General features: G+C 39.7%; 14 protein-coding genes. 1 reads left to right on the top strand and 13 read right to left on the bottom strand.

Features of this window, described 5'->3' with window-relative positions:
- Positions 1-17 precede the first annotated feature (17 nt).
- From ACRD69_RS21400 to ACRD69_RS21385, 4 genes are all read right to left on the bottom strand, one after another.
- Positions 18-1,376, bottom strand: coding sequence for an FGGY-family carbohydrate kinase (locus ACRD69_RS21400; protein WP_430817189.1), 1,359 nt, complete (start codon positions 1,374-1,376; stop codon positions 18-20).
- Positions 1,377-1,379: 3 nt separating this feature from the next.
- Entirely contained in the window at positions 1,380-2,492 is a 1,113-nt protein-coding gene (locus ACRD69_RS21395; protein ID WP_430817188.1) for a class II aldolase/adducin family protein, read from the bottom strand.
- 68 nt (positions 2,493-2,560) lie between these two features.
- Positions 2,561-3,826: an L-rhamnose isomerase gene (locus ACRD69_RS21390; protein WP_430817187.1), complete on the bottom strand. Its 1,266-nt coding sequence runs from the start codon at positions 3,824-3,826 to the stop codon at positions 2,561-2,563.
- 49 nt (positions 3,827-3,875) lie between these two features.
- A complete protein-coding gene (locus ACRD69_RS21385) occupies positions 3,876-4,976 on the bottom strand; it encodes an L-rhamnose/proton symporter RhaT (RefSeq protein ID WP_430817186.1) in 1,101 nt (366 codons plus the stop codon).
- A gap of 133 nt (positions 4,977-5,109) precedes the next feature.
- On the opposite strand from ACRD69_RS21385, the gene ACRD69_RS21380 reads away from it, so the two are divergent.
- Positions 5,110-5,994, top strand: a complete 885-nt coding sequence (locus ACRD69_RS21380) for an AraC family transcriptional regulator (RefSeq protein ID WP_430817185.1) — start codon at positions 5,110-5,112, stop codon at positions 5,992-5,994.
- Positions 5,995-6,138: 144 nt separating this feature from the next.
- On the opposite strand, the gene ACRD69_RS21375 is transcribed toward ACRD69_RS21380, so the two are convergent.
- The 9 genes from ACRD69_RS21375 to ACRD69_RS21335 all read right to left on the bottom strand — a co-directional run bounded on the left by ACRD69_RS21375 (position 6,139) and on the right by ACRD69_RS21335 (position 22,060).
- Entirely contained in the window at positions 6,139-7,740 is a 1,602-nt protein-coding gene (locus ACRD69_RS21375; protein WP_430817184.1) for a sulfatase family protein, read from the bottom strand.
- A gap of 56 nt (positions 7,741-7,796) precedes the next feature.
- On the bottom strand, positions 7,797-8,876 hold the full coding sequence (locus ACRD69_RS21370) for a uroporphyrinogen decarboxylase family protein (RefSeq protein WP_430817183.1): 1,080 nt from the start codon (positions 8,874-8,876) through the stop codon (positions 7,797-7,799).
- 82 nt (positions 8,877-8,958) lie between these two features.
- Positions 8,959-10,812, bottom strand: coding sequence for an alpha-L-rhamnosidase-related protein (locus ACRD69_RS21365; RefSeq protein WP_430817182.1), 1,854 nt, complete (start codon positions 10,810-10,812; stop codon positions 8,959-8,961).
- 56 nt (positions 10,813-10,868) lie between these two features.
- A complete protein-coding gene (locus ACRD69_RS21360) occupies positions 10,869-12,392 on the bottom strand; it encodes a sialate O-acetylesterase (protein WP_430817181.1) in 1,524 nt (507 codons plus the stop codon).
- A gap of 367 nt (positions 12,393-12,759) precedes the next feature.
- Entirely contained in the window at positions 12,760-14,241 is a 1,482-nt protein-coding gene (locus ACRD69_RS21355) for a sulfatase family protein (RefSeq protein ID WP_430817180.1), read from the bottom strand.
- 12 nt (positions 14,242-14,253) lie between these two features.
- The gene (locus ACRD69_RS21350) at positions 14,254-15,642 is read right to left on the bottom strand and encodes a sulfatase (protein WP_430817179.1); all 1,389 of its coding nucleotides are present in this window, start codon (positions 15,640-15,642) and stop codon (positions 14,254-14,256) included.
- A gap of 284 nt (positions 15,643-15,926) precedes the next feature.
- Positions 15,927-17,780, bottom strand: a complete 1,854-nt coding sequence (locus tag ACRD69_RS21345) for an alpha-L-rhamnosidase-related protein (RefSeq protein ID WP_430817178.1) — start codon at positions 17,778-17,780, stop codon at positions 15,927-15,929.
- Positions 17,781-17,811: 31 nt separating this feature from the next.
- Positions 17,812-19,650: a family 43 glycosylhydrolase gene (locus tag ACRD69_RS21340; protein ID WP_430817177.1), complete on the bottom strand. Its 1,839-nt coding sequence runs from the start codon at positions 19,648-19,650 to the stop codon at positions 17,812-17,814.
- A gap of 190 nt (positions 19,651-19,840) precedes the next feature.
- On the bottom strand, positions 19,841-22,060 hold the full coding sequence (locus ACRD69_RS21335) for a beta-galactosidase (RefSeq protein WP_430817176.1): 2,220 nt from the start codon (positions 22,058-22,060) through the stop codon (positions 19,841-19,843).
- Positions 22,061-22,571: the final 511 nt, after the last annotated feature.

Raw genomic sequence — 22,571 nt, 5'->3', positions numbered from 1 at the left:
TTTGTGATTTACTATTTTTATGTCAGCTGTATTTTTGTTTTATCAAAGCCATCCAGTTGATCTGCAATTACCAATGCCGCACCTAAGGCACTGGCATTATCTATTTCTGAAGTAAACACCTTTTTACTCGAAAAATGATCAGCTAATAGCTTTATATAGATTGGATTTCGGGCAAATCCGCCTGACACATATAGTACTTCTGTTTCATCATTTTCTGGTATGATTAAGGCGATGGACTCAATACACAGACTGGTTAATTCAATTACCATTTGTGTATAAGCTTCATCAAAATCCTTAAACCCGGATAAATCAATCTCATTGATGCCTTCATCAAATCCTTTTATTCCTAATGGAAAGAAGCATTTTGCATCTTGATATTTATTTTTAAGCAACTGAATAAGTTCAGGCTGATAAGGAATTGTTTTGAAATAATCCGCGTCAGCACCAAAGTGAACATTTAGCTTCTCAACTAATTTCTCGTGGAAATACCCCATAAACAAACGCGATGATTTAACCTGCTGTTTTTGGGGAGTGAGGAAACACAAGCAATCACTCATTAACTGTTCACTTGTTAATGGCTCATCATTATATGGATTCATACTTATACACCAGGTACCTGTGGAAACCAAAATGAATTTATCTTTGGAATTATCAATATAAGGAACCAGTGAGGCTGAACTATCGTGAATACCTACACCCGTTTTTATTTCTTTACCTTTAACAATAGCAGGATAAACCGTATCATTATTAACAGGCTCAGGAAGCTTTAGCCCTTCATCTTTTACCCAGCGATGATATTGCATATTATCAAAGTCCCACATAAACGTATGACAACCAATAGAAGTGGGCTCAGAGCTTATTTTGTTGGTAAAGAGGTAAGACAGGTATTGCGGAAAATGCAATACCGCCTCTACCTCCTTAGCCAACTCAGGATATTTTTGTTTAAACCATAGTAATTGAATACCGGAATTTAACATCAAACCCAGTGCGGGACTGGCTGTTTGGCGGCAAAACTCAGATTCTCCCCCATAGCGTTCAAATAATTTATCTTGAATAGATGTATCAATCTCCTTCAGATAATTATAAATGGGTGTGAGTCGCTCTCCTTCTTTGTTTAGGAAGGCCAATGAAGCTCCATAAGTCGAAAAATTAAGTGCTTTAACACTGTATTTTCCTTCTTTAAGAAGATTCTTAATACTGAACATTAGCCATTGTTCAATTATCTCAATATCATCACACTCAAAACCATCTTCATCGGTCGTTGTAGGGAATTTATCTTCTCTTTGCTCAACCACCTTCATCTGTTCATCAAACAGAAGTAGCTTTTTATTGGTTTTACCAATGTCAAATACGGCGATTACATTTTGTTTTTCCATCACTTAGCTTTGTTTCGACATTTGACGACGATAGTTCTCCACCTCCCAGTTATCAATAAATTCAATCTGCTCGGGTGTCATTGGCCGAGCCCCACCGAATGATTCTGTTAATCGGGCTACCTTCATCATATCTTTAAACACATCCATCACAATTTGTGCAGACTTCTGACTCTCTTCAAGAGCTATTAGTCCTTTGCCCTCAATGGCAATTAACTTTGGTGCATAGTCAAAGCGAGCGGTGAAATCTCTCACTCTATCCTCATAATTATCACCATTGGACAGGTACAAATATTTTGACTTGCAATAGACAATGTTATCAGGTGTAAAGGGAATAGAAACAGGAGGAAAGGTAGATTCATTCTCTACAAAAGAACGTGATAAAAGGCTTTGGTCGCAAACAAAGTGCTGAACTTCTCCACCTATAACTTTAGAAAGTGATTCTGCTAAAGTCTCTAATTCAGAAACCTCATTATTGTTTTCTGCATTTAAGGCACTTAAGAGTGCGCCGTTAATCTTTTCTTCAATCAACTTATAAATATTCTTTACCTCCTCGCAGCTATCTGCTCTAACAAAAACACCATGGTTCTCGAGGAAGATAATTTGTGCATCCTTCCCTTTTTCGTTTCTAAAGACATTAAGTGCCTCCTCTACATCTTTAAACAGTACATAGCCCGGATCAGTATAGGGCAAATAGACCACATCATCGCCAAACAGCTCCTGAATAACTTGTCTGGAGTTCTGCGCGCACAAAACACCGTTAACTAAAGTCGGATGAGTATGCATGACATATGCAAAAGGAATAATTTCATGCATGGAAGCTTCCACCGAAGGTCGCTTTCCTTCAGGGTACAAAATGGCATTATGCAGATCCTGCTTCACTTCTTCTTCTCTCTGACTGGGATTAGCACTATAATGACGCTCCGATATGACTTTCATCTTATGTCGGTCCAGACAAACAAAACCGTCTTTGTCGATAACACCCATTGAGGTGCCACTGGCTTTAACCCACATCCTTTCATCATCTTTATAGGAGCTGTTACCACCTCCCGCGATAATATAGTCGGGATTAGTCCCAAACTGACGGGATATTTCTATTAACTGATTAAGGTTTTCCATAGGATTTAAATAAAAGAAGTGGATACCCATTGAGAACTTCAGGCATCCACTTTATCATCATTCACAACTTATCTGTTTGTAAGTACTTCTTTTTCGTAAGCCTGTACCTCAGCAATAATATCTTCGCCAACAGGCACGCCTTCCTGTAAGCAATAGTAATCCCAAACAGCACCAAATGGCTTCGTTTTTAATTCTTCCAAAAGAGCTAAACGCTCGAAATTCTGCCCGTTTTCTTCGTATCCTACAAGTGCAGAAGTCGGTTCTAACATGGCAATCATAAAGGCTTTCTGTGCTGCTCGCGTACCCACTACATATGCACCAATACGGTTAATGGATGCATCGAAGAAATCAAGCCCCACATTGACGCGGTCAATAAAATTGTTACGCACAATCTCAGATGCAATTAATTGCACTTCTTCATTTAATGTTACTACATGATCAGAGTCCCAGCGGATTGGACGTGTAACGTGTAGCAATACCTCATCAACAAACTGCAGACAAGAAGAAATCTTATCTCCAACTACTTCGGTTGGATGAAAATGCCCATTATCCAGACAAATCATCTTGTTGTTTTTAATGGCATATCCCAAATAGTAATCGTGAGAACCAACAGTCATGGACTCAGCACCGATGCCAAACACCTTACTCTCAATGGCATCCTTCATATGTTCCTTTGAAAACTCTTGTGCTAAACCCTCATCAAGCGACTTGGTTAACTGAGCACGCATCCCGTTGCGGTCAATTGGTGTATCTTTTGAACCATCAGGTATCCAGGTATTCAATACACAAGGTGTTCCCAATTGCTTACCTATTTCAGCAGCAATTTCTCGAGAACGCTTTAAGTGCTCTACCCAAAATTGACGCACATCTTCATCTTTCGATGACAAAGTAAAACCACTGTCAGCCTTTGGATGTGAGAAGAACGAACCATTAAAGTCCATACCAATACCCTGCTTCTTACACCAGTCAATCCACCCCTGAAACTGTTTAACACTAATGGCATCTCTATCAACCATTCCTTCAGAGAAATCACCATACAAAGCATGTACGTTCACACGCTGCTTACCAGGCAGCAATGACATTACCTTTTCCAGGTCGGCCATAATTTCCTGAGCATTACGCGCCTTACCAGGGTAATTGCCTGTTGCCTGAATACCGCCTGAAAGCTGACCATCAGGATTTTCTGTACCTGACACATCATCTGTTTGCCAACAGTGAAGACTGATTTGAACCTCGTTAATTCTCTTTAAAACCGCTTCCGTATCTACGCCAATAGCAGCATATTGCTCTTTGGCCAATTCGTAGGCCTTTGTAATTAATTCTTTATTTGTCATTTTAATATTGTTTTCTTTCTCTATAAATACACTTCAAACTAACAGCCAACTAGTTCACAAAATCAGCTTTGGCAATCCCCATAATGATGACGGATAATAGGATCAAACCAATGCCCCAGTAAATAGTAGCTTTGGTCTTTTTTGAAACGCCTGCCCACTCCTTACGATAGAAGCCCCAGAAATTAGCGGTAAGAATAATGGTGGACATGTGCAAAATCCATGAACTTGCGCCGTTGCCAATCTTGGTCTCTCCCATTCCATAGAAGAAGAATTGTAAAAACCAGGTGGTACCCGCCAATGCACAAAACAGGTAATTCTTTAACAAGGGTGTTTTGGCATCAACAAAATCTCCACCTGTCTTATTTTTAATAATTAAGACAAGACTCCAAATCAGGTTAGTTGTTAGACCTCCCCATAAAATAACCAAGAAGATGATATTGTTTTCAAACAGGTATTTACCATCGCTGACAAACGAAAAATTATTTGACACGGCAATCTCCCGTACGGCTTCACCCATTTCTTTACCTGCATCGATACCAAAACTGAAGAAAGCACTTAAAACACCTGAAACTAAAGCTATTATTAAACCTGTAGTGAGCTTAAATTCACTGTTAACACCTTCTCTTACATCAGAAAGTTCCTTGTCTTTCATCAGACCTGCTTTGCCACATAAAATAATCCCAACCAGAAGCACGAGGATACCACACAAAATAATTTGGCCACTGGTCGATGAAAGCATATCAGTAAAGGAATCACCTGCTGGCAAAACCTCACCTAAACCACCTACATTACGCAGAAGTGGCAAACCCAAAGAGCCTACCAGTGAAGTAATACCAAGTAAGACTGAATTACCTAAAGACATTCCCAAATAGCGGATTCCCAAACCATAAGTCAGACCACCAATGCCCCATAAGGCACCTAAGGTATAGGTAAGGCTGATGGTTGACGTGTCTGTCTCGGATAAAATCTGCTGCCAACCGGGTGAAGTTAAGGCCGTTGCCAGGTATGGCATTATCAACCACGAAAAGAGACCACCAACAATCCAATATATTTCCCAACGCCACTTTTTAACCAGGTTATATGGCATATACCAGCTTCCGGATGATGCGCCACCCAATGAATGAAAGAGAATTCCTAATAATGCTTGCATTGTTTTGTATTTAGTTAGTTACTATGTAGATTCTTTTGACTTATTTTGTAATAAGCACGACACAAAACTAACTTGGCATACAACGCATATCAATGCACAAAATGGGATTTAACTTGCACTTTTTGGACCAATAATGAAAGACTTTTTTAAATACCTTACAGCAAGTGAGGAAGATAAAAGCTGGGGACTATTTCTGAATGTAGCAGGTAAATCATCTGTTGCTCCTGGTACAATTTATCCATCTCGCGAACACCCCAGCGGCTATTACTACCCATGGAATCAAGGGCGCACGCTTAACGAATATCAAATTAATTACATCACAGAAGGGAAAGGTATTTTGGAAAACACCAGGGGTAAATTCGTTGTAAAACCCGGTTCGCTTATGATTATCCGGAAAGGGGAATGGCATCGTTATAAACCGGTTAAAAGTCAGGGATGGACAGAACATTACATTGGATTTGACGGCGTATTTGCCAATCATTTTTTACAGGATAATCAAATACTTCATGGTCAGTCAGTTATATATTGCGGTGTACGTGAAGACTTTATCGATACCTATTACAAAATATTCGAACTAGCACAACATGAAGACCCTGGTAACCAGCACATAGCCGCGGGAATGATCATAAAACTATTGGGCTACATTGTTGCCTGGCAAAAACAACGCAACTTTTCGGGCAAACCGATTGAAAAATTAATTCAGCAGGCCCGCTTTTACATGCGAAAACATACTGAAGGTGAAGTTGATCTAGAAAAGCTTGCTGAAGACAATCATGTTGGTTATGCCTATTTCAGAAAGGTGTTTAAGAAATACACAGGGATTTCGCCACATCAATACCATCTTGAACTAAAACTAATGCGTGCTAAAGAGCTCATTTTAACGACCAATCAAAGTATAAAAGAAATTAGCTATGATTTGGGCTTTCAAAGCATTCATTACTTCAGTCGACTGTTTAAGAAGAAAATGGGGTATAATCCGTCGGAATTAAGGAATACTGGCCTAAATACAAATCTTTAAATCTGCTTTTTTAAAAAAAATAGCAGATATACGTATAATTTGTATTAGGGTATACTTATTATCAACCTGATAAAACGATATCAATAAAACAAGAGGCTGTTTGAATACATAACAGCCTCCCTTTCAATTTTAATGAATAATTTCTTAATGCGTTAATGCCCTTTTACGCATGGTTTCAGAATGATAACGCATATCAGGATTTGAAACATATTGAGGTTGGTTTTCTGGCACCTTGTACTGAGTTCTCAGCTTATTGAGTTCTGCTCTCATGACTTTCACAACATTCGCATATTCAGGATTATTGATTTGATTTTTCATTTCATTCGGATCTGTTTCTAAATCATACAATTCCCATTCATTTAAATCATAGAAATTCATTAATTTATAACGTCCATCATAGGCTCCTTCATGTCTGTGCACCATATGCCAACCCGGATATTCATAATAATGGTAATATAAACTTTTCCGCCAGCTGTCCGGGGTATGACCCTTTAATAACGGCACTAAACTCTCTCCCTGAACTTCATCAGGAATAGTGGTTCCGGCCATTTCCAAAAATGTAGATGCAAAATCAAGGTTCGACACCAAATCGGAGTTTATTGAAGCGCCTTTGATCACTCCAGGCCATTTTACAATAAGAGGGGTACGATACGACTCATCATACATAAATCGTTTATCAAACCAGCCATGCTCTCCAAGGTAAAATCCCTGATCGGAAGAATAAACAATAATGGTGTTTTTATCTAAACCGTTCGCTTCAAGATATGCTTTTAACTCGCCTACACTTTCATCAACTGCCTTTATACAACGCAAATAGTCTTTTATGTAACGCTGATATTTCCATCTTACTAAATCATTTCCCGACAATTCTGCCTCAACAAAGGAATTATTTTTAGGTTCGTAAGATTTATCCCATGCAGCGCGTTGATTTTCATTCATTCGATTTAACAATGTTGACAATCTATTATCAAGTTCTAAGCTATTTACTTTAAGGTCCTTTCCCATATCCATTGTATATTCAATAGACATATCCTGATCACGCGCTGCAGTACCCCGTCCATCATAATCATCAAAAAGAGTAGTCGGTTCCGGAATGCTTACATCATCAAATGCTGATAAGTGCCTTTCTGCCGGCATCCAGTTACGATGCGGAGCTTTATGTTGCACCATCAACATAAAAGGTTTGTTTTTATCACGGCCCTCAAGCCATTTCTTAGCTTTGTCAGTTACTATATCGGTAACATAACCAACCTCTCTGTATGTTCCATCTGTTGTAATGAAATCAGGATTGTAATAGGCACCTTGTCCCGGTAATATCTCCCAATAATCAAAACCGGTGGGCTTACCTCCTAAATGCCACTTGCCAACGACTCCAGTTTGATAACCGCTTGCTTGCAAAGCTTTAGGAAAGGTAAATTGTTGTCCATCAAAAACGGTGTTTTCATTTTGATAAAAACCATTGGCATGACTGTGTTTACCTGTAAGTATGGCTGCTCTGCTTGGTCCACAAATAGAATTGGTGACCATGCATCGCTTAAATAACATTCCTTCGTTGGCCAGTTTGTCCAAATTTGGCGTGGGTGCTACATCTGCCAGAATACCACCATAAGCGCTGATAGCTTGTGAGGCATGATCATCTGTAAAAATAAAAATGATATTAGGTTTTTCTTTAGTATGTTTTTTGGTCGTGCAAGCAGTGAAAAACACTGCCTGTACTACCAAAAGTACTGAAAATACTGTTTTCATATACTCTATTTATTCTATCGTAGACCTTTCAGGTCTTTAATTCCTTTACTTTTATTTTACATCTGCTTTACGACCTCAAATAATGCCAATATATTCTCTACGGAAGTGTCTTCCTGAATATTATGGGCCGGGGCTATGATATATCCTCCATCTTTACCAAGTATTCCAGCTCTTCTGATGGCCTCTGCTTTAATCTCTTCTGGTGTACCATTGGGCAATAAATCCTGTACACACATTCCTCCAAAGAAAATAAGCTCTTTCCCAAATGTGTCTTTTAGTTCTTGCGGCTCCATACCTGTAGCCAAGGGCTGAATAGGATTTAATATATCTAAACCGACTTCAATAAAATCAGGAATAATAGTTTTAATGGCTCCACAGGAATGCCAGGCAAGCTTAATGTTTGGATTCACGTTCTTAAACTCAGCAAACATCGCTTTTATACGCGGCTTAAAATATCTTCTAAAAGAGTCAGGATCCATCATCAAACTTGTTTGCGAGCCAAAATCATCGCCACACCATAACACATCGGCTCCGAGCTCAATCAATTTCTTCCCGTATTCGGTATGGATGAATTGAATTTTATCAAGTAATGGATTAATGTAGTCTGCCTCCATCATCATATCCATCATGAATTTCTCCAACCCAACCAGGTACCAGGCTGTTTCAAATAATGTGGTTTCTAAATCAGCTATTATACCGTGTGTCTTTCCGTATTTATCAATCGTTTTTTGTGCAGCATCCCAACGCCCTATTGCAAATGGATCAGGAAAACCATACTCTTCAATATCTTTTGCGGTTTGCGCATGGGCCAACGGGAATTCATGAAACTCATTATATTTACCGGTATCTTTAAATATCATGCCCCACTCATTTTTAATAATACTGTCCCCAAGTTCAATGGTAGGATTATTAATGGGCGCGCATACGGTAATTCCTACTGCATCTGCACCTAACTTTGCAATCAGATCCATGTGTGATGCCCGTGTGGATAACATGGAATCTAGAGGCTCTTGATAAGGTTCATTTAGCTTGTTGCATAACTTTAGTGCTACCTGAGGTGTAACAGAAACATATAATGGTGCTCTGTCAGGAGTCTCTCTATTTATCGTTTTTTGAAATCTTTCTTTTGAATTCATAATCTTTTTTGTGTTATAATCAAATATGATAAACCCAGATTATGAATTTAAAAAGCAATTACATAATCTGGGTTAAAGAGTCTTACTTATAATTCTCAACTACGGCAAGTACTCCCCAGTAATTATCAACCAAGTAACCTTCGTACCCAAAACACTCTCCGTCCCAGGTTCGCCAGTCTTTAGACATTCCATTTTCTCCTACTCCCTGAAAGTTACCGTCTTCAAAACCCTTTAGAAGTGGGAACATAAGTCGTTCTGCATCTGCTTTACGTCCTAAACGGTATAATGCTCTAAGGGTGAAGTACTCATAGTTACCTGAAGTACCACCATTCTCATAATGTTGCCATCCCTCGTTGGTTTCATCTGACAGGCTGCCCCCCCAGCGTGGGTCGTGATGGGTATAGTCTGAAGCGGTTACAGGAATTAGATTACCGGGTATTCCCAATTCAAAATTACTAAAACCTACTTCATCCATCTTTGCCAGGATGTTATCCATCATATTATCCCCCTGATCTTTAGTAACCAGGTCATAAGCTACCGCAATGCCATTAACAAATGTAAAATAGTAATCGTGGAGCTTGCCATCTTCACTCTTCCAGCCCCCTAACACTCCCGTTTCAGGATTGATGAAGGTGTTGTAATAATTGCTTTTTAATTTCTCAGCAAAAGCATCATACTGTTTGGCCTTTTCTGTTTGCCCCAGCTCTTCATTTACTTGTGCATACATTTTCATGGCACGATAAGCCAAGGCATTGGAATAGGCATCTTTGTGTCCGAAACCTATGCAGTCCCACCAGTTGGCAGGTCGCATGAGGTGGTCGCCCGACCAGGTGCCGGAGTTGCCACTGAAGCCATACTCTATCAAACCATCACCATCGGCATCTCTTAACAATATTTCGTTGGCCCAATGCTCTATTCCCTGATAGTTATCCTTCAACCATTGGAAATTTTTTGTACCATTAATATAATTACAGGCTGTGATCAGCAAAGAAGGATAGGTGTCCAGTGAAGCATTTTGATTGCCCCAGTTGGTCAGTTCCGACTCGAAAATCCAATCGCTGTCGTAGCCACGCATGCCATAAGCTTTTTGTCCTGACAAGTAAGTATCCAGTGTCATACCTACGAGATCAATGGCCTTTAAGCCATCCACCAGTTCGGGGGTTTGCAGGGCTACCTCCGAATAACCATATTGTACAAAGCCACAAGCATCGCTCGAGGAGTTATTAGCCAGCATCTGGATATTCGGATTCACCTGTAAAGTATTGATAAAAGCCCTGCGATAGCCATCAAAACGGGCGTCTCCTGCAATTTTATCTAATTCCGGAAAGATACTGGCAATCTCAAAGCTATATTCAACCGTACCCTGTTCTTTGGTAGCTGCCGGAAAGGAGATCTGCACATAGTTAAGTGGCACATCCACCCTGCAGGAGGTATAATCAAGAAGCCCCACCTGTTGCGAACGAACTTTAAAGGAACCCATATCAGGCAGGTGCATCACACAGGGAGTTTTTACTTTATTTTTCTCAGGAATAAGTCCCAAAACCGTCATGTGATTTTTATGCTGATCAAACTTAATCTCCCATGGCACATTATTCTCAACAAAATTTGATTTTAAGATAAATCCCTTATCTGTCAGGATAAATTCCCAGGCAGCTTTTTTATCATTATCAGGCATATAATAGGAGGTACTTGTTCCTTTTGTTTTTGAAACAAAGGATTGACCTTTGATATCATCCAGAATTAGAGGACTGTTATCGAGCTTGGATTTACCAAGGGCATCTACTGATAAATACTCAAACCTTGGAAATTCGGGATGAAGAGCATACTTGAATTTTGTAGTATCAGGTTTAACAGAGTTACAAGAGTTAAAAACTCCCATCAAAGCAACAGACAATAAAGCTGCTAAACGGCTAATTGATTTCATTTTTGTTTTCATAATGTATCAATATCTTTAAGTTTTTTTTTATAAATTGCTTTATAATATCACCTTCTTTAAAGTTCTCCTGCACTGTTTACATGTGAACTTCCAACCAGGATTGTAAAAGGAGAAGCAGGTAATCCTTCCTGATTAAACAGAACCATCTCTGGAAATGGACTATAAGCATAACGTACATATTTAGGATCACCAATGGCATCGTTCCATAAAATAAGCTCACTGCCATTTATCGTTGTCTGAGCCTCTTTAAAGACCTTATCCTCCCCTGCAATCTCAAAAGAGCTGCTATTTTCTTTATTTAATACCAGACCACTTCCTGAATAGTCAAAGAAGATGGTCGCTTTACCATTTTGGAATTCAACAGACTTGTATGCCGGGCCATAAGGGATATGATTCTGCCCATACACCCCGGCAGATACTGCAATGGCAAGACGTTCGCCAATTGGCTTCTTTACTTTTGGATGAATATCAGCTTCATCACCGGCACCTTCGGCGACCACCATACCACAATGGTCCAGTCTTTTCCAACATTCAAACTGCGCCTGCCTGAACTGTGGCCAGGTTTGACCTTCGCCATAACCAGGCAGCTGAACAAAGTAAAACGGTAGATCAGGCAGCTGCCATGTATCTCTCCACCCTTTTATAAAAGCTGGGAATAAAGTCATAAACTCATCGTATCGCCCGGCATTGCCTTCGCCCTGGTACCATATACATCCTTTGATGGTGTAGGGTTGTAAGGGTTTGATCATACACTCGTATAAACCCGATGGACGCTGATAAGCTTTGGGACCCATAGGAGCCATGGGTCTTGCTCCACTTGACCAACCTCCATTATCTTCCCATTCCTGCAAGTCAATCAAAAACTGCTGATAGGCCGCCTCATAAGCTGCCTCATCTTCAAATTTTGCATATTCAGTTTCATAATCATCCAGTAAATATTGTAAGGCAGGTTCACTCTCTATTGATTCACGTGTCATCCAATTTTCATTCCATGTCGCACCACGATAGCTTCCAATAATACCAACTGTAACACCCAAGCGTTTTTGCAGTTCAGTAGCAAAATAGTAGGAAACAGCAGAAAACTCCCTGACTGATTGAGGATCAAAATTTTTCCACACCAAGCCAACCCTGTCTATTTCACCAAATTCAGTGACGGGAATTTTCATGAAGCGCAGATTTGGATTTTCTGTTGAAGGTAAATCTGCTTCAAAATTAGTACTCCATGCCAACTCAAAGTTCATGTTGGATTGCCCACCTGCTACCCAGACTTCTCCTACCATCACATCGGTATAGGTGATTGCTGTGCCATCCCCTGAAATAGTTAGTTCATATGGACCACCTGCAGACATCGCATCTAAGCTAAGCATCCACTCTCTATTCTGCGCTGTGACTGTTTTTTCCTGACCATTGAATCGAACTGTTATGTAAGCTCCATCGCTTGCCTGCCCAAAAATACGAACAGGCATGTCGCGTTGTAGCACCATCCCATTGCCAAAAGCAACTGGCATCGTAATCTCAGCTTTTACCTGAACGAGTATACAAACACCAACAAAGAATGTCCCAAGGATTAATTTCAACATGAACCTTATTTTATGTATCAGCTTACAAATAAACTCTCAATAATGTCTTTTTCTATTTGAAAATCATTACGCTTTATTTGAAAATCATTCTTTTTAGACTTATCCACTCTTGAGATTAAGAATATTTTAGAGAGAGAGGCGCTAGAAAGTCATACAATCATCCATTATTAAATCAGCAAAATCAGCATCCTACTTCTTAGAAGTAAGGTTTTAAATGAAGGACATTTACATTCACGGAATAGGACGAGTGCTTTTATTTGACAATTTCAAATTTTCGCAACGTCATTCTTTGCTTTTCATCATTGTTTCCTGACAAACTAACTTGCATTACAATGACTAATCATAATATTTTTCAGCCCAATTGAATTTACTGAGATATAAAATCATCAAAAACCGATAATTCCGGATCAGCGGTCTCTTTCATTTCTTTCAAGAGCTTCTTTCTGTACTCCTTTATTTGATCTGCGTAATCAGAATTTTGTGCAAGATTGTTCCAACAGCCCGGATCATTCTTTAAATCAAACAACTCTTCCGGTGCTCGATACTCCATATATTCAATCTTATTTTTTAGTTTTTCGCTTTTTGTGAGACTGGAATTTACTACATCCATCCATCCACTGGCCTTTTTCTTTTTACCATCTGTTCTAACAACATAAGCGTTGAATATGTAACAAAAGGATTCATCGATAATAGCCCGGTGAGGGAAAAACTCTTCCTGAGTAGAATTTGATTTATAGTTGCTGGAAGCATAGGCATATGCTCTCTCTGTTCTAGCCGACTTACCCAGTATCACATCAATGAAGGATTTTCCCTCTATCGCTTCCAGAGAAGGTAATCCTGCTGCATCCAATATAGTAGGAACTAAATCAACCACCGATACAATAGATTTATCATCCATCACACCTTCTTTGATTTTCTTGGGCCATCGCATAATAATTGGGGTACGGATTCCATCGTGATACAAGGTATTTTTAGCACCGGGGGCTCCCATTCCATGGTCCGAAAGGAAGATAACCAATGTGTTATCCCGCATTTCACTGTCGTCAATGGCCTGTAAAATACTTCCTACGCACTCATCTCCCCTGTTCAGGGCATTGTAATAAGGTACTAATGCTTCTCTTACATCCGGCAGATCCAATAAAAATTCCGGCACTTCAATCTCTTCTGTGCTATATTTTCTTGATGGCTCCGGATATTTTTTATCCGGATTCCACTGTGCCAGCATTGCTTTTTCCTGCTCCGTGTTATCCCAGGGACGGTGTGGGTCAATGGGATTGGCATAAAGAAAAAAGGGTTTATTGCTCTTTGTCGCAGAATTTATAAACTCCTTTGTTCTGGTATAAAAGGATTTTGGATTACGATCGTGAAAGCCCACTCCAAAAGGAAACTCGTGATATTCGGTATCCCAGGTGTTCATGTATTTCGAACGACTCAATTTTAATATGGCGCCGGTGGTATATCCATGATCATGCAGGTAGGTAGATATAGTAGGTGTTTTAACTGCAGGCTCTTCCCATAATACAGGAGGTTGTTTTCCGTGTCCCATCATCCCACTGCAATGTGGATAGCGTCCTGAAAGTATGGCTGCCCTTGAAGGTCCGCACATGGGCGACATTACAAATCCGTGTGTAAAAGTAATGCCCTCGGATGCAAACCGATCAATATAAGGCGTAATTCCGGGCACAGAACAGCCCTCTACCCCGGTGGTACCGTAGCCCATGTCATCAAGGGTGATTAATACAATATTCAGGGGGTTTTCATTTTGTTCTGCTGTTTCATAATATCCGCAAGCAGAGAGAAAAAGAATCAATATAATGCTATTTATCTGATAGTTATATTTTTGAATCATTTGCGTAAAATATTATTTGCTTACTATATTTTCTTTTTTAACAACCTTCAATTTTTTACCCATAGGATTGATGACTTTAGGATTAAAAGCTGGGTTTGCCCTAGGTTCATGGTGACCAATTTCTTTAATGTGTTTAGAAACTTGTGCATCTAATTTCTTTACCACTTTTGGGTAATAAGCTGCCACATTAAAGTTCTCCTCTATGTCTTCATTTATCCGGTACAATTCATAGAAATCTTCACCTTCGGGTGCATGTCCATAAACACGAATAAATTTCCATTCATCGTTTATTAATACCGTCGAAGGGTAGTTAGATGGGAAAATTGTATAATGTGGAAAGTCTATAAATATACCCTCTCTTTGGAGTGGCTTATCCGACTTTAACACTTCTGTAAGGCTAACTCCGTCTATCTCATTTTTAAGCGCTGATTGATCAGCACTCACCATATCCAGTAGGGTAGGAAAAAAGTCGACACCTGAAATTACCTGATTTGACACACTTCCCGCTTGCGTTTGTCCCGGCCAGTGAACGATACATGGTACGCGTACACCCCCTTCGTGAACATTTGCTTTACCATCTCGCAGGGGATAGTTATCTGTTGGTGTCTGCCCTTGATAAGCTTCATATTCAACCCCTCCATTATCCGAGGTAAAAATAATAACGGTATTATCCATCATTTCCATTTCTTCTAGGGCAGTTGTTAGCCTACCTATATTTTGATCTAAAGTCTCGATCATGGCCGCCATTACCGGAAAGCCCTGCCTACCCCGTGGATCATTCTTTTGTTCGTACTTCTCCACCAATTCCTTTTTAGCCTGAAAGGGATCGTGCACAGTAAAATACCACAGGTTCATAAAGAATGGCTTCTCCCTATTATTCTTTATAAAATCAATAGCATCAGAGCTTAGTCTATCTGTGAGGTGCTCACCTTCCGGCCCATCACTTATTTTCTCATTTTTGTAAGGTGAAAAGTATGAACGTGGCCATCCCAGGTTGTACCCTCCTATATTATAATCGAAACCTTGTTTTTCAGGGGTGTACCCCTCATCGCCCAAGTGCCACTTACCCAGATGAACCGTGGTATAACCTTCTGCTTTAAGAACCTCTGCTATGGTCCGTTCTTCCAAAGGCATGTAGTTACGGATATGGGGTGTTACTACTTTTTGCCAATCGGCTCCTTTATCCGATAGCCCTGACACCATATCGGGATTAGCCGGCAAATGACCTGCTGCCGAAGTAAAATCAAATCGGGCAGGATAACGGCCGGTCAATAAAGCTGCGCGACTGGGAGAACACAATGGATTGGCAGAGTAAGCATTTGTAAAACGCATCCCCATTTTTGCCAACCTATCAATATTAGGGGTTTCATAATATTCGCTGCCATATACTCCGGTATCCATCCAAGGTCATCTACTAGAATAAAGATGATATTCATTTTTTCATCTTGAGCTGCGACCTTCGCATGTAGTAAGAATGACAAGAGTAATACTCCTACGGTTTTTAATAGTGGTAGGACGACGTTTCCACTTTGATTTTTCATGTGTATTATTCTTCTGAATATTTTAGATTCCCTCTTTATCTAATCACCTGTATACATAATACCTAACAAGTATTAAAAAAACCTGTTAGGTAATTTACTTTGAACTCACTTAATTAACCCTGTTCTCATTTCAAAACCGGAATCTCACTTAAAATTCTCAACTACCGCCAGTACGGCCCAGTAACTATCCACCAGAAACCCTTCATATCCGGTACATTCTCCATTCCAGGTTTGCCATTCTCTTGTCTGGCCATCATCACACACGCCCTGGAAATTACCATCTTCAATCCCTTTTAGTAAGGGAAAAAGAATTCTTTCGGCATCCTGTATCCGGCCCAATTGATACAGAGCCCTGATTGTAAAATAGATGAAATTGGCCGATGTTCCTCCATTTTGATAATGTTGCCACCCTTCATTGGTTTCATCCGACAGGCTGCCTCCCCAACGAGGATCGTGATGGGTGTAATCAGAGGCTTTAATAGGAATAAGGGGGCCGGGCAAACCCAATTCAAAATTACTAAACCCAACCTCATTTATCTTTACCAGAATGTTATCCATAATTTTATCCCCTTGTTCTTTGCTAACTACATCATAAGCAATGGCAATGCCGTTAACAAAGGTGAAATAGTAATCATGCAGTTCACCGTCTTCACTCTTCCAGCCTGCCAAAACTCCTGTCTCCGGATTGATGAATGTATTGTAATAATTACTTTTTAATTTTTCGGCAAAAGCATCGTACTGTTTGGCTTTTTCTATTTCCCCCAGCTCTTCATTAAGTGCTGCATACATCTTCATGGCACGGTAAGCCAGGGCATTCGAATAAGCATCTTTATGTGCAAAACCAACACAGTCCCACCAGTTGGCAGGCCGCATCAGGTGATCGCCCGACCAAGTGCCTGAATTACCACTAAAGCCATACTCTATTAAACCATCGCCGTCGGCATCTCTTGTAATAATTTCATTGGCCCAATTCTCTATTCCCTGATAATTCTTCTTCAGCCATTTGGTATTTTTTGTGCCTTTATAGTAGTTACACGCCGTTATAAGCAAAGACGGATAGGTATCCAATGAAGCGTTTTGGTTTCCCCATACGGTCAAATCCGACTCGAAAATCTGGTCACTGACATAGCCTTTTTCTCCATACGATTTCACCCCGGAGAGATAGGAGTCAAGTGTCATCCCCACAATATCAATGGCCCTCAGGTTATCCACCAGGGGTGGGGCTTGTAAAGCAACCTCGGAATAACCATATTGTACAAAACCACAGGCATCGCTGGATGAGTTATTAGCCAGCATCTTTATGTTTGGATTCACCTGAAGCGCATTAATAAAACTCCGGCGGTAACCGTCAAAACGGGCATCTCCCTTTATCTTATCCAGTTCAGGATAAATGGCCGCAATCTCAAAACTATATTCAACAGTGCTTTGCTCTTTTGTGGCAGCCGGAAATGAAAGCTGAACAAATTTCTTAGGCACATCCACCCTGCAGGAAGTGTAATCAAGTATGCCAACTTGTTCTGAACGAACTTTAAAAGATCCCATATCGGGCAAGTGCATCACACAAGGTGTTTCTATCTTGTTCTTATCGGGAACTATGCCCAGTACCGTGATATGATTTTTATGCTGATCAAACTTAATCTCCCATGGAACATTGTTCTCAACAAAATTCGATTTTAAGTTAAAACCACTTTCTGTTAGAATAAATTCCCAGGCCGCCTTTTCTTCGTTTCCCTCTAAATAATAAGATGTGTTGTATCCATCTGTTTTTGATGTGAAAACCTGCCCCTCTATTTCCTCTAATATTAGCGGGCTATTGTCTAATTTTGACTTCCCCAGGGCATCTACTGAGAAATAATCAAATCTTGGAAATGCCGGGTTAAGAGTATACTTAAACTTTGTAGTATCAAGCTCAACAGTATTACAAGAGTTAAAAACACCTACCAGCACAAGAGCCAGTAAACCTACTCTACGGCTAATTAATTTTATTGATGATTTCATTTTATATTATTTTTTCCAATTATGCATATGATTATGGCTTTATGCTTTCTGCTTCAATCATTTTCACCCCAAGTCCTTTGGTGTTGCTGGGTATAAATTTTATTTCTTTTCCGCGGGTTACGCCGTTTTCGTTAAAAGATTCTATTGTGATATAATAATCTGTTTCTCTGTCCAAACTACGGATATCATAACTATTGACACGATAAACTACATTATTATTGTAAAGCTTATTCTTGTTTATGCCATAGCGTATAATATAACCATCGGCATCTGCTACCTCTTCCCAGTTTACCGATGCTTGACGTGGATCATTATTATTTCGTTTCACTGTAAACCGAGGGGAAATAGCAGGGGATTTTTCTAATCCATGTCCAAATATGCGCAATCCACGTAGCGCAAACTTACCACCGTAGGGTGTATAGATGTTTGTGATTTTGACATATCGAAAGCTTTTATCATTATTAATTGAGGAAAAATCGTGAGGTACGTCCTTTGTGTTTTCACTCTTATCTAATAACATTTCCCACTTTTTGTTATCATTAGAGCCCTCAATAAAATATTTCATACATGCACCTTCTTCAATTAACATGGTAAGGTCTTGTTCTGCAAAATTCACCTGAATTCCCTGTATAACATGTGGTTCAAAAAGATCAATCTTAATCCATTCTCCCTTATCACTGGTCTTTGCACTCCACCAGGTATCTATCTTTTCATCAACACAAAAAAGAGGCTCGTGTCCTTTTAAGACAGAGGAGGCTGTAAGGGATTTATTATGAGAAATTAAATTCATTCCTGCCCACAGGTGTTCTTTGTCATTTAATGTATGTTGTGGTACAAAGGTTGGATAATCTCCCAAATACGTATCGGTATGCAAGGTACCGTCATCATCGATAAAAGTGGGAAAAAGACCTATACGCCGTTCAAATCGGTCGTATGCCCAAACAGATTGACAAGTTAAAGTCCACCAATTGTCGTATTTGTCTTTGAATATTTGTCCGTGAGCTGCACCGGAAGCAAACCCGGTAAGTTTTTGTGTTACCGGGTTATGTTGCTGATAGGTATATGGTCCTAAAATATCATCAGCCACATACACCCCATTTGCATAAGCGTTGCTCAAGTCGGGCAAACTATACACAAAATAGTATTTGCCGTTGTGCTTGAACAACTGACCTCCTTCTACCCAACCATGTGATTCATTCTCATTATTACCTCTGGAATCTCGATTTCCACGTTCCCATCCCCTATTATTCACATCGGGCATATAGAAAGAGTAGGTTTTTCCTATTACGGTAAAAGTTTCAATGTCCATTTCCTGAATATGCAAATAACCAGTAGGGCTACAACCATACACATTCCATAGGCGACCATCATCGTCTAAGAAAAACTGGCTGTCGGGTCTGAGCCAACCTTTGTTTTGCATCGGTTTCCATGAATTAGGATCATCGGGCGATTCAGTGCTGTAAACGCATCCATCGCCGTTACCATCCTTCAGGTACATTTTGTCATTAATAACGACAACGGTTGGTGCATAATTAAATATGATCGGCAAATTAACTGTATCGGTAGGCGTAATGGGACCCCATTCGGTAAGGTTATCGCTTGACCAGTAGCAATCAGACACCGAACTAAAAAGGTAATACTTGTCTTTAAACAGGACAATGGTAGGATCAGCACCTTCACGTACCATGATGCCCTTATCTTTCCACTCGGGTCTTGGGCGTTTAGCGTATTGGACATTGTAATTTAAATTGATCGGATTACAATAAACAGGATGAAGAGCATTCGTGGTTTCTGCTGTTTTTGTGCTACATGATGTAGCGATAAGACCGGTAATGAAAAGGATGTAAATAGGTATTTTAAATCTTGGCATTTTGATGATAGTTTATGCGTGTGTTGACGTCTGTATCTATTACCCTATCACTTACACACAGCGCTTGTTTCACAATCTCTAAGTGTTTGTATTCTTTATATTTAAACACTTTCTTTATCAAATTATCTTCTTATAATTAAACCTAACAGATTTTTAAATCTATTAGGTTTAATGGTAACTCCACCTTACTTTACTCAACCACAAACATATCACAGAACCCTTTTGGAAGGGCAATATTCTCACCAGGTTGTATTACCATACCACTAAACAATCCTTTGGCTTTTCCTTTAAACTGAAGGCTCACTGAAGAATCTTTGTTATCCATATTACGCACGACCATAAAGTTTAGCTTATCTTTTTCATAAAGACCTTTCACCCATACATCTCTTTTATTGGCTTCAAGCTCTGCTTTCACATTACTTTCGGAAAGAATATTAAGTAATAATTTATAAAAGCCCGTTTTATCCTTTGCACTGCCTTCGCCAATGTTGGTGCCGCAATACCAGATTTTTCCTTTGCCGATCTCTTTTGTAATAATGGTTGGATAATCTTTGGTGAAAGAACCAAGTGCAGTAGCATTATCAGCCTCCAGTTTGGCATAACGGAAAGCCCCCCAAAGTACCGTTCCATCATTCATGGCAATGGGCACATATTTCCCCCCTGTGGTTCCAAAATCCTTTAAAAACTTCTTGACATCCGCCACAACATCTAAATTAACCTCTTCCTTTTCAGGCATTTTAAGTCGGTAGGTTGTAGAAGTCTCCACTTCTTTGATTCCCCACTTTTTATCCAAGCCAAATCCCGGCATATTAAAATTGTGTCGTCCTAGGTCATCGCTATAGCCTCCCAGGTGAGCCTCACTCAATAGAACTCCACCCTTATTGACAAAGGCATCAATCGCATCAGCTTCTTGTTGTGTCAAGTAATAAGCCGAAGGCATTATCAATACTTTGTATTGTGACAAATCGTTCAGCATAGCACTATTGACATAGTTAAACGCAAAACTGTGCTTATATAAGAAATCAGAATAGGCATTGATAGATTCCGCTAAAGAGTTGAAGTTACCATGTTGACAGTAATGGAATATCTCATTTTTTTGACTCTTCCAGATAGCCACCTCAGGCTGTTTCGGGAAGCTAAGCATCAACTTATCGGTATGTGGTTTTAAGGTGGCTCCAAACTTCTCGGCAGCCTTAGTAACTACCCTGTCAGAGCCATCAATATTGAGCACTCCCCAGTTAGGCGATTCATTTCCTAATATTTCCGGACGAAATTGCCAGAACATAAAACCTTTGATTCCCATTCCTACCTGTGGCAGAAAATCATTCAGTAAGGCATTCTCATCTATTACAGCCTGATGCATAGAGGTGGTACCACCATTGATATGACTCTCAACATTGTAACATACTTTACCTTGTGCTGCCGACACCACCTGAGGTGTAAAATAGGGCCCGTTGTTCATGGTTGCTGCAAATACATCACAATGTTTTGACACCTCGAAATCATCCATACAAGTGGTCACAGCATTAAAGGGCTGTGTGGTATTGGGCACAACATGCAGGTAGGTGATGGTGTTGGGGTCTAATTCCTTAGTCATTGCCAGACGCCACTTCGCTTCGTTCATTAGCGTCGCTCCCTGGAATTCTCTAAAATCGATAAAATCTTTGTAGGTTAAAGTACTCTTTGGTAACTCTACCTGACTCCACGTGCGATAGTTTCTTCCCCATACCTGGTTAAGCGTTTCAAGCTTTTCATATTTATTTTCTAACCATTTGTGAAACCCGTCTTTACAATGATCGCAATAGCAGGCCAAGGTCTCTAATTTACCATCTCGCTGCGGAAAAGATAATTCAGGCTCATTCCAGGCATCCCACAACACAAGGTTGTCGTGTTTTTTTAAATGATTTATGGCTTTTTTGTAAAATGTTTTTCGTTCCTGCAAGGCACCCGGATGATTGTAACATGGACCAGGGTGTCCTCCAATCTGACGGTGCGAAACAACATAGGGTTCAATAGGCTGACCATTGTTCATAATTTGCTTGGCATCGGGATATTTTTCATATAACCACACTGGCGCAACATCAAATATGGCATTAATGGTAACTCGAAGGTCATACTTTGCCGCCGTTTCAATCAATTCATCCAGATCATCAAAGTAGTATTCCTCTTCTGCAGGATGGCCCCATCGCCACTGTAACCAAAACTTAATATCTTTCATGCCCAGTTCTGCAAATCGCTTCATGTCTGAATCCCAATTCTCCTTTGCTGGTGTGGGCGCTCTGTAATACTGTGCTCCCCAAATAAAGGGATAGTCGGCTGTTTGCTTATCTAAATCTTTACGATTATACACCTGTGCATAAGCTTGTGCTGATAATAATGTGATAAACATTACCACTAACAATTTTCTCATTTTTCTATCTGTTAATATATTAATATTTCATGCGTTTATAGTTCTCTCAAACTTTCACAGGAACGATAATCGCCCTCTATCTGAATAGAGCTCATGATATATCGGCACTAAGTTTGAGCTTCAAATAACGTGAAAAGCACACGAGATAGAATTTCAGAATAGTTATTTTTATTTTGAAAAATGGTTTTTTTCAAAATAAGAGAGCATTACAACTTAACCTCTACCCTATGTTTCAATTGAGATTTATACTTCTGTTTTATCTTTAAGCTCGGGGTGCTCAAAAAGTGTCTTCATTTTCCCTGGGTTACTTATTTTATCATACCATTTCTGTCCCATAGCTAATCGATTACTGAATAACCTCAAATTTTCGTATGGTTATAGTATTAATCGTTAGTTTGTACTTGAAAAAGAGAAGAAGATAAAAAAGAATATTTTCTTTGGATAAAAGCTCCATCTGCTGCGTTAACTTTACCGTGTAATTAGGAAGAATCTATCACAGATATTAAGGACA

The organism is Carboxylicivirga agarovorans (assembly GCF_050589845.1).
Lineage (GTDB): Bacteria > Bacteroidota > Bacteroidia > Bacteroidales > Marinilabiliaceae > Carboxylicivirga > Carboxylicivirga agarovorans.
Note: the sequence above shows the minus strand (reverse complement) of the source record. Positions and strands in the feature narration are given on the sequence as shown.